The sequence below is a fragment of the Planctomycetota bacterium genome (assembly GCA_026387035.1).
Lineage (GTDB): Bacteria > Planctomycetota > Phycisphaerae > FEN-1346 > FEN-1346 > JAPLMM01.
This window is the reverse complement of record JAPLMM010000039.1, coordinates 1-10279: the sequence shown is the minus strand read 5'-3', so window position 1 is coordinate 10279 and position 10279 is coordinate 1. Positions and strand designations below refer to the sequence as shown.

General features: G+C 63.8%; 5 protein-coding genes. 3 read left to right on the top strand and 2 right to left on the bottom strand.

From position 1 onward, the window contains the following. Nucleotides 1-233 precede the first annotated feature (233 nt). Nucleotides 234-1313: an aspartate carbamoyltransferase catalytic subunit gene (locus tag NTX40_01185; GenBank protein ID MCX5647703.1), complete on the top strand. Its 1080-nt coding sequence runs from the start codon at nt 234-236 to the stop codon at nt 1311-1313. Continuing rightward, nucleotides 1310-2674, top strand: a complete 1365-nt coding sequence (locus NTX40_01180; protein ID MCX5647702.1) for a dihydroorotase — start codon at nt 1310-1312, stop codon at nt 2672-2674. The genes NTX40_01185 and NTX40_01180 overlap by 4 nt, the downstream gene beginning before the upstream one ends. Nucleotides 2675-2791: 117 nt before the next feature. On the opposite strand, the gene NTX40_01175 is transcribed toward NTX40_01180, so the two are convergent. Continuing rightward, nucleotides 2792-3118 (bottom strand): PilZ domain-containing protein, encoded by a 327-nt coding sequence (locus tag NTX40_01175; GenBank protein ID MCX5647701.1) that lies wholly within the window; start codon nt 3116-3118, stop codon nt 2792-2794. A 379-nt stretch (nt 3119-3497) separates the two neighbouring features. Here NTX40_01175 and NTX40_01170 point away from each other — a divergent pair, with 379 nt between their 5' ends. Continuing rightward, nucleotides 3498-6956: a family 78 glycoside hydrolase catalytic domain gene (locus tag NTX40_01170; protein ID MCX5647700.1), complete on the top strand. Its 3459-nt coding sequence runs from the start codon at nt 3498-3500 to the stop codon at nt 6954-6956. A gap of 783 nt (nt 6957-7739) precedes the next feature. On the opposite strand, the gene NTX40_01165 is transcribed toward NTX40_01170, so the two are convergent. Then, nucleotides 7740-9632 carry a PPC domain-containing protein gene (locus NTX40_01165; protein MCX5647699.1) on the bottom strand — a complete coding sequence of 631 codons (1893 nt, stop codon included), beginning with the start codon at nt 9630-9632 and terminating at the stop codon, nt 7740-7742. Nucleotides 9633-10279 lie beyond the last annotated feature (647 nt).

Sequence of the window (10279 nt, the reverse complement as noted above, 5' to 3'; positions counted from 1 at the left end):
CGCGGCGAAGTCGAAGCCCTCTACTCCCCCCGCGGCCTGGCGGCCGCCCTACCTCTCCTCTTCAGCAGGTAATCGCCGTTCGCCTCTTCCCGGGTCATCCTCTGAAAGCGCGGCGGCCGTTCCAGAGAACGTCGCCGCACCCGTGCCGCGCCCACCTCGCGTTTTCCATTGAAGAGACCTGCGCGGCCGACTATATTCTGGTAGTTGCGAGGTCCGTTTACGGAGAGGCGCCGATGGCGAAAAAGAGGCCGGTCGAGTGGACGCACAAGCACCTCCTGGGCCTGGAGGACCTGTCGGCCGGGGAAATCACTCATCTCCTGGGCGCTGCCGAGAAGTTCCTTCCATACGCCACCGGTCGCAAAGCCGCGCCCCAGCGCCTCAAAGGCCGAACGGTCTTGAACCTTTTCTGCGAGGATTCGACGCGGACGCGGACCTCGTTCACCCTCGCCGCCGAACGATTGGGCGCGCGCGTCGTCCAGTTCCATGCCGCAACGAGCAGCCTCAAGAAGAACGAAACGCTCCTCGACACCGCGCGGAACATCGAGGCGATGGGCCTGGACGCCATTGTCATCCGCCACCCGGAGTGCGGCACACCGGCGGCTGTGGCCGACGCCGTCCAATGTTCCGTCCTCAATGCCGGTGACGACGCCCACGAGCATCCCACCCAGGCGCTCCTGGACTTTCTTACGATGCGCCACAAACTCGGGCGGCTCGATGGTCTGACAGTCGCCATCGTCGGCGACATCCGCCATAGCCGCGTCGCTCGAAGTAACCTCTACGGCCTCTCGAAAATGGGGAGCCGCGTAATCTTCGTCGGCCCGCCCCTCTTCCTCGCTGGGCTGGGCGACATCGCCGCGCCCGTCGAAACGAGCACGGACCTCGATGCGGTGCTCCCCGAGTGCGATGCCGTCATGATGCTCCGCGTCCAGTTCGAGCGGCACGAGCGGAACGTCCCGCCGGGAGGGCTGGCGCTGGACCTGGAGGACTATAAGCGCGCCTATCAGTTGACGGCGAAGCGCCTGGCGCGGGCAAAGCGCGGCGCGATCGTCCTGCATCCCGGGCCCATCAATCGCGGCCTCGAAATCACCGACGAGGTCGCCGACGGTCCGCAGAGCGTCATCCTCCACCAGGTGACGTGCGGCGTCGCGGTGCGGATGGCGGCCCTCAGCCTCTGCATCGGCGCGCTCGACCGCGAACGCAAGAGCGCCAAATCATCCCCCCTCACCCCACCCCTCTCCCGCAGGGGGAGAGGGAGTAATGAAAAAACCGCCAGGCCCAAGGGCCATCGCACCAGGCGAGGCCGCAGGCCATGACCCGCCTTCGCCAAGGCTATGGCGGGCAGGCCCGCCTCGTCCTCGCCGGCGGCCGCATCATCGACCCTGCCTCCCCAGCGGGGCAGGCCCCAACGGGGCAGGCGGGGCGCGACGAAGTCGGCGACCTTGTAATAGAAGGCGGCCGCATCGCTCGCGTCGGCCCCGCCGGCAAACTCGGCGAAGCCGACCGCACTATCGATTGCCGCGGACGGATCGTCTCGCCGGGCTTCATTGACCTGCACGTCCACTTCCGCGAGCCGCCTATTTCCGGAGGCGACTGCGCCGGCCTTGCTGAGACCATTGCAACGGGCACGGCCGCCGCCGTCGCGGGCGGCTTCACGACCGTCTGCGCCATGCCGAACACCGACCCGCCGATGGACTGCGCCGAGGCCGTGGCGTATTACATTCGCCGAGGCCGCGAGACCGGCCTGGCGCGCGTGCTTCCCGTCGGGGCAATGACGCGCCGACGAGCCGGCCGCGAGCCCGCCGACTTAAGCGCCATGAAGGCGGCCGGCGCCGTCGCGTTCAGCGATGACGGTTCGGACGTGGCCGACGCGAAAGTGTTCGAGGCGGTCCTTCGCCGGGCAGCAGCGATCGGCGCGGTGGCCATCTGCCACTGCGAGGACGCTCGCCTCGCCGCCGGCGGCATCGTCAACGACGGGCCCATGACGCTCGCGCTAGGCTTGCCGGGCATCCCCGCAGAGGCGGAGATTGAGGCGGTCGAGCGCGCTTGTCGCTTCGCCCGCGCGACCGGCTGCCGCGTGCATGTTTGCCACGTTTCGACGGCGGGCGCGGTGGCGGCGGTTCGCCGCGCGAAGACCGAGGGCGCTCCCGTCACCGCCGAGGCCACGCCGCATCACCTCGCCCTGACGCACGAGGCGCTCCGCGGCCGCGAAAGCGTCTTCAAAGTGAGCCCGCCGCTGCGGAGCGCATCGGACGTGGCCGCGGTGATCGAGGGCATCCGCGATGGGACGATCGATTGCCTGGCCACGGACCACGCGCCGCACACCGCCGCCGCAAAGGCGAAAGGCCTCGTCGCGGCGCCTCCGGGCATGATCGGCCTGGAGTCGGCCCTGGCGGTTTACGTCCGCGCGCTCATCGAGCCGGGGGTCCTGGACTGGCCGGAACTGCTGGCACATCTGACGACTAATCCTGCCCGCGTGATGGGTCTGCCCTACGGCACGCTGGCGGTCGGCGCCCCGGCCGATGTCACGGTCCTCGACGCGGAGGAGCGATGGACGATTGACCCCGCGCATTTCGCGTCGCGGGCGCGGAATTGCCCGTTCGCGGGATGGAAGGTTAAGGGGCGGGTGAAGCAAACCCTCGTGGGCGGACGCGTTGTGTACGAGGATCTCGCCTAACGCTACTTTGTCAACTCCGCTCCTCGACAGGTAAGCGGAGGCGCGGTGGCCATTCTTGGCCACCGCGCGGCGGGCAAGAATGCCCGCCGCGCTATCCCCCCTCCTGGGGTGCGTCCGCTAGGGCAGATCCAACGAGAGGTTTTTTTCAAATCGCAAGGCGACGCCGACGCCGTCTCCTACCTCGTGCGGCGCATCGTGACGGATGACCTTCGCGCGGGCGGCGAATTGCTCCAGAAAGAACGTGTTGGCCGTGTCGCGCGGCACACCGAGGCGAACGCTGACCTCCTGGCCGACGGCCGGGACCTTCTCGGCCGCGAAATAGGCCCCGCCGTCGCTCACGTTGATCGCCCGCGCACGGAGCCCGTGTCCGTCGGGAAGTTCGAGGCGCAGGCGACAGGGAACGTCGAACCGCTGGTGCTGTCGGCGCTCGGCGGAAACCGCCATGGACGTGCTCCTTTCCGGGCCGAGGACATGATACCCAACCACCCGGAATACTATAACCCATCCTTATCCGGTACGCAACCGGATTCTCAACCGGCCTGGCCCGCCGCGTGCCGTAGCCCGCCTCGGCGGGCGAAGGTTGCCCGCCCCACATGCCGTCAACGCCCGCAGATGAGCCCCAGTCTCACCGGGGCGAATTTCACCCGCCGTGGCGGGCTGCGGGATGCCGTTCAAGGTGAAACCTGGTTGCATTTTCTCCCCCTGTCGGCTAACCTATCCTCATGCCAAAGAAACGCCCCTCCAAGCCCACCCTCCCCCCAACCCCCCGGGCCCCGGCCGAGTCCGGCCGCACAATCAAGTCTCCTATCAGCGACGTGAAAACATGATCCCACAAAGGCGAAGGCTTGCCGTTCTCGGTATTGTCCTTCTCGTTCTGGGCTGTGAGTTGGCAGGAGCTGCTGACCTGCCTCCCATTCCCGATAAGCTTGTCGTGCTGACGTTCGATGACGGAGCCAAGTCGGATGTTGCGTTTGTGGCGCCCCTGCTTAAACGTTATGGTTTTGGCGCCACATTTTTCATTACCGAGGGCCTGAAGTTTCTCTCTGACAAACAGCATACACTGACTTGGGAGGAAATCCGGAAGCTGCATGATGCCGGCTTTGAGATCGGCAATCACACTCGCAGCCATCCGAACATGGCAACCCTATCGAGAGAGCAGATCGTTGCGGAAGTGGAACACATCGAAAATCGCTTCAAAGAGCATGGCATCCCCACGCCCAAGACCTTCTGTTATCCCGCCTACAAAAACAGTCCGGAGGCTCTCAAGGTCCTTGAGGAAAAAGGATACCTTTTTGCACGGCGCGGCGTGGCCCCGGAGTTTCCCTACTCGGACCGGGGCGATCGCGGCCCGGCTTACGATCCGCAGGAAGATCATCCCCTGCTGGTGCCCACTACGGGGGCATCAGGCCCGGACTCGGGATGGGAAGATTTTGTGTGGGCGGTGCAGCAGGCGAAGAATGGAAAGATCTGCGTCTTGAACTTTCATGGGGTGCCCGATGTGCTTCACCCCTGGGTCAGCACCAAGCAGGACGACTTCGCCCAATGCATGAAGTACCTCCACGACCAGGGTTGTACGGTTATCGCCCTGCGGAATCTAGCCAAGTATGTTGACCCGGCCAAACGCCCAAACGATCCCTACGCGCCGATCGAGCGGCGGCTAGGTCTCACTCCGGTGGAACTGCGGTGCGAATATGCTGTTAATCCTCTGGGCATCGACGTGGTGCAGCCGAGGTTCAGTTGGGTGCTCCAGTCGAGTCGGCGCGGACAGATGCAATCCGCGTACCAGGTTCTGGTGGCCAGTAGCGAGGAGAAACTTCGGGCCGGCACGGGCGACAAATGGGACAGCGGCAAGGTGGATTCCGACGAGTCGGTCCACGTAACCTACCAGGGCAAGGCACTCGGAAGCGGCGAAAAATGCTGGTGGAAGGTGCGGGTTTGGGACAAGGACGGCAAGGCGGGCGGTTACAGTGAGCCGGCCACGTTTGAGATGGGTCTGCTAAAGCCAAGCGACTGGCAGGGCAAGTGGATTGGCGCCGGCAAGGAGATATCTTCTCCGCTGTTGCGCAAGGAGTTCAGACTGGAAAAGGAAATCAGGCGGGCAAGGGCGTACATTTGTGGGCTGGGCTGGTACGAACTTTATATCAACGGCCGGAAGGTAGGGGACCATGTGCTTGACCCTGCCACCACCGACTACCAGAAACGCACCTTGTACGTGACGTACGACGTCACCAAGCACCTGCGCCAAGGCCCGAACGTGGTGGGAGTGATGCTGGCCAATGGCTGGTACAGCAGGAAGGGCGCCCCTGGAGGCAGCCCGAAACTGATCCTACAAATAAATCTGGAGTTCATGGATGGGAAGCGTGCCAGTGTTGTGACCGACGATACATTCAAGGTCTCTGGGGGTCCGATCACTGCGAGCGATCTATGCCACGGGGAGAGTTACGATGCCCGACTGGAAAAGCCCGGCTGGAACACCCCAGGTTATAATGATTCTGATTGGGACAAGGCTCCGGCAGCGGAACCTCCGGGAGGAAGGTTGCACCCGCAATTACTGCCGCCCATCCGGGTGGTAAAGACCATCCCGCCCGTAAAACTTCTGCAACCGCAGCCGAATGTATACGTCTACGATTTCGGCCAGCACTTCAGCGGCTGGGCGAGACTCCGGGTTCGCGGGCCGAGGGGCACCGAACTCACGCTCCGATATGCCGGAAGACTGTATGACGACGGCCGCTTGGATCGAAGAAACAACCTTAGTGCCGCACAGACCGACACGTACATCGTGAAGGGGAACGGCGAGGAGGTGTGGGAACCGAGATTTACCCTTCATGGCTTCCGCTACGCGGAGGTAACCGGGTTTCCAGGTGTCCCGACGCTGGAAAACCTGGAAGGACGCTTCGTCCGCTCGGCGGTGGAACCCAGCGGCAGCTTCACCTGCTCCAATCCTTTGATCAATCAGATTCATCAGAATGTCTGCTGGACACTGATGACCAGTTTTCAAGGCATTCCGCAAGATGCGGCAGAGCGCGATGAACGGGTGGGGTGGCTGGGCGATCCGGGTTTCGTGGCGGAAAGCTACTTGTACAACTTCGACACAGCCAGCTTCTGGGCGAAATGGCTCGAGGACATAAAAGAGGCACAAAAACCGGACGGTGATGTGCCCGTCGTTTGCCCTAATCCGATCTATCAGCCATGGCCTTGCTGGCAGAGCACGTATCCGCTTTTTGTCTGGTATCTTTATCAGTACTATGGCGACCAGCGAATCGTGGAAACGCATTACGACGGGCTGAAGAAGCTGGTGGATTTGCTGAGTAGCCGAGCGGACGACGGAGTTGTGCCCGTCGGCCTCGGGGACCACATGGAACCCCAAGCCGACGGCACCAGCAGCTTTAGGCCGAGGCACACGCCAGCGGCCCTGACCTCGACGGCGTATTATTATTTTGACACCCGGATTCTGGCCGAGGCAGCGAAGATTTTGGGCAAGACTGCGGATGCCAGGCACTATTCCGACTTAACTGAGAAGATCAAGGCCGCATTCAATAGAAAGTTTTTCAACGAGACCACCAATCAGTACGCCACCGGCAGCCAGACGTCCAACGCGGTGGCGCTTTATCTGGGGTTGGTTCCCGAGGAAAGGCAGCAGGCCGTCCTGAAGAATCTCGTTGACGACATTCTGATCAATCACAAGGGCCATCTTTCGACGGGCATCATCGGCACCAACGCCTTGCAGCAAGCCCTGCCCGAATACGGCCGGGCGGACGTCATGTACACCATCGGCACCCAGACCACCTTCCCGAGTTGGGGCTATCAGATCTCCAAAGGGGCCACGACGGTCTGGGAGTGCTTTGAAGTCAGTAGCGAGCGATGTGTTAACATGAAAATGTTCGGCAGCACGGAAAAGTTCTTCTACAAGGACCTGGGTGGAATCGGTCTGGCCGGCCCCGGCTTCAAAAAGATCACCATCAAGCCTTGCGTGGTCGGCGATTTGACATACGCCAAGGCATCGCTCAAGACCGTTCGGGGCCTGATTGCGGTCGATTGGGAGAAAAAAAATCCGAAATCGTTCCGCATGAGCGTGACCATTCCGGCCAACACTACCGCCGGGGTAAGCGTGCCGAAGACGGGTCTGAAAGAGATTGTCGTTACCGAAAGCGGAAAACCCATTTGGAAGGACGCCAGATTCGTCGCGGGCGTCTCCGGCATCGCCGCCGGCAGTGAAACCGACGAGTACGTAACCTTCGGTGTTAGTTCGGGGTTCTATGCGTTCCAACTCACCGGCCAATAAGGCCATAATTGAGCCTGTTGCACGAATCCCGGCAAAGAGGTGATGGAAGGACGTGGGGGGTTCAAGTAGAATCGGGCCGGGAAAAATGGGGACAGGAAAAATGGGGACATGCTACTTTTTCAAAGGAAATTCCGGGGACAGGCATTCCCGTCCACCCCATCCTGCTGCCTGTCCCGACCCCTCGGGATTCCCCCTGCCTGCCACGGCGTAGTCGAAGACGAAGTTTACCCGCCTCTGGCGGGCCGGGCCGCGCCGCCGGCGACCGATATCAAGCGGCGCGTTTCAACGCAGCGGGCCACGGCAGGGGCCGTAGCCCTGCCAGGGAGCACGCAGCCCAGAGGGCCCCTTTCTTACATGGGGAGAAAGGCGCAGATTGGGGAAAGGCAAACGACAAACAACAATGACCAAGGCGAGACCCCCATTCGGCTGCGCTCAGGGCAGGCCTCCGCTTCGGTCGGGGTGACATCCGGCGACGCCTCCCCGCCACGCCTCAGGCACTCAGGAACTCAGGCACCCTCAGTCACCCAGTTACCCAGTCACCCAGTTACTCAGTCACCGACCGTCAAATGTTGAGATAGCCTTGTAGAATTAAGCGACCGCACGATCCGCCAGACGCGTTAGCTTGTCCCCATGCGCTGGACGGTTTCCAGCCTGGAATAAGGTGGAACCGCCACCATGGGTAACGTTCCCGCTGCTGTTGCGGAGGGAGCCCGAAGGGCGACCGGAGTAACAGCAGCACACGCGGCGACGGAACGCCCACCGCCCCTGCCCGCCTCGGAGGACCTACTTCGCCTTCCCCCCTTCACCGCCGCCGAACCTGGCGGCGGGCGCCTCGGCCCACTTCCTGGCAAGATCTTCGCAGATGACCGCCGCCAATTCTTTGGCCGTTGAGGCGCGCAGTTCCTTGATCCCGGCAGGCGCATCCTCTCGCGCCAACTGTCCGGAGAGAACCTTGCCGTAAACGCGCTCCCTCGCGGAGGTTGCATACTTGGAGAGGACCGGCAACGCCTGCTCGATTTTGCCTTCGGGCACCTTGGCATCGAGCAGGAACGCAACCTCCTTGTCCATGTCGCCGGAGAGGGAGCCGAGGATCTCGGCGGCCTTCCGGACTTGCTCGGGCGTCAGGCTCGCGTTCAGGACGGCAAGGATCGCTTTTGCGTTTTCGGCAAGAACCTCGCCGGCCTTCTCTGCGACACCGCCGGAAGAGGAGGTGCGCAGGCGCGCCAGCCCGGCTTTGCGCTCGCCGACGTAGGCCGAGACGAACCCTTCCGTCTTGTCCGTCGCCAGACCCACTTCCTTAGCCAAGTACTTCGCCACCAGGGCGGCGGCGGGTTCCATGCTCGCACTGCGGCCCTGGGCCGCCCCGCCGGGTTGCGCACCAGCGGAGCTAACCGCCACCATCAGTTCTTGCGCGGGAACGAGATGCCGGTAAGCGAAGGCCTGCATCATGTCTTCTGCCGGGACGGCCGGCCGGAGAACCTCCTGTCCCTGGATCATCGCGCGACCTTCCAGGCCCAGGCGGAGGATCCCCTTGGGGGGCGTCGGCCGGACCGTCAGCGTGAGTTGCACCTGGTCCTCGTCGGCGGGCACCTTGCCGCCGCTCAATGCGAATCCCGCCGGCGCATCCTTCAACTCGAGGGCGATCTCGCCGGAAAACCCGTCCCGGCGGAGGGCATACACGGTAAGCGGCGTGCTCGTGCTTCCGCGGACGCGGATGCTGGCCGGCACGACCCGCAGTTCAAAATCCGGCCGCGGGGGGCGGACACACAGGCGATAGGCGTATTCCTCGCCGCCTTGGTGCTGCACATCGGCCAAGTGCAGGTAGTAGGTTCCGTCGGCCGGCAGGCGCGCGCGGAGCCAGGAATCCGCGTGGTGCGTGTTCAAGCCCGAACCTTTGTCCTCGTAATCGTCATTGGACGCCAGCACCTTGCCAGCGGCGTCGGTCAGTTTGAGCATGGAGTCCAGCGGCGAGTTCAGTCGGCGTGCGCAGACTTCCGCAACAATGTCGTCGCCGGCGCGGCCTTCGAAGCGGAACACGTCCCTGTCGCCCGGTCCGTCGATCCGCCCGTTGACGATGAGCGGAAGGGTGATCGGCTGGGCGCCGGCCAACTGGTTGTTGGGCTCGTGTTCCGGACCTTCCGGCAGCGTGTCCACCGCAAAGGGCACCGCGTTGGACGCCCATTCGGCGCCGCGCACGGAAAGCGGGTAAACGCCCGGCCCTTTGTCGCCGGCATCCATCGTCAGCCGGGTCGCCGGGAGATTCCAGCCCTGCACTTCCACGGTGGTTTGGGCGCCGGCCTGCCCGCCCAAGGGGAAGATGCCCGTCACAAACGGCAGTTCGCCCAGGGCGATGCGGTAGACGAAATCCTCGCGGCCGCGGTAAATGGCGTCCTTGATCTCAATCGCGTATTCGCCGTCCTCGGGGATCCGGCAGGAGAGAACCGGATCGGGATTGAAACGGAAGTCATCGCTATACGCCAGTTCGTTTTCCTTGGCATCGTAAAGCGTCAACGTGGCCTGGAACCAACCTGGGACGGCGTCGGGCAGGTACGGGATCAATTCCCGCGCGCTGACGGCAACGACCAATCGCTGGCCCTTGAGTGCCTGGAACCGGTACCGGTCCACGCCGCCGGCCATGATCTGTCCGTTCACGACGGCCGGCAGCGTGACGGCCATCTCGGCCTTCGCGACGGCCGGGCTCCGCGTCCGCCGCCAGGACGACCTGGACCGTAACGACCTCGGCAATGGCGGGGCTGCTGGGATTTCGTATGAACGTGGCGAGTTTTTTCTTGATTTCGGCGACCATGGCCTCGTCGTCGGCCGTCCATGTGGGCTTCGCGGCGGGTGCCGCCGGGGTGGGCGCGGCAGACTCCGTGGGAGCGGGCTTGACGGCAGCCGGCGCCGCAGCCGGGGAGGCGCCAGCCTTGGCGGGTGCCTTGGGACGCACCGGCATCGGCAACCCCAGGGCCGCCGACTTCCTGTCCAGCAACTCCTTGAGCCGGTCCCTCAACAGCGTGGCCTCTTTCGGCGAAATCGATTTGACGCGCTCAACGACCGAGGCCATCACGCCGGCACCAGACACATGCACATTATTCGCACCGTCTAAATACTGCCCGCCGACCGTAACCAGGAACGTGTCGCCCCGCCGGCCCCCGGCGGGGTAGACATACCCGATGTGGGGGTTTCGCTGGACCGGCGGCGCCTTCTGGACCGGAGGCGCCTGCGGGACCGGCGGCGCCTTCTGAGTCGGCTGCACCTGCTGCGCCCGGACGGCCGGCACGATCGCCAGAAACGCCGCCAGCCCCAGAATCGGACGCCACCGG

Bases quoted from the DNA above. Each gene is read 5' to 3' on its own strand.
- NTX40_01180 (MCX5647702.1), top strand. From the start codon at position 1,310: ATGACCCGCCTTCGCCAAGGCTATGGCGGGCAGGCCCGCCTCGTCCTC.
- NTX40_01165 (MCX5647699.1), bottom strand. From the start codon at position 9,632: ATGGCCGTCACGCTGCCGGCCGTCGTGAACGGACAGATCATGGCCGGC.
- NTX40_01170 (MCX5647700.1), top strand. From the start codon at position 3,498: ATGATCCCACAAAGGCGAAGGCTTGCCGTTCTCGGTATTGTCCTTCTC.
- NTX40_01185 (MCX5647703.1), top strand. From the start codon at position 234: ATGGCGAAAAAGAGGCCGGTCGAGTGGACGCACAAGCACCTCCTGGGC.
- NTX40_01175 (MCX5647701.1), bottom strand. From the start codon at position 3,118: ATGGCGGTTTCCGCCGAGCGCCGACAGCACCAGCGGTTCGACGTTCCC.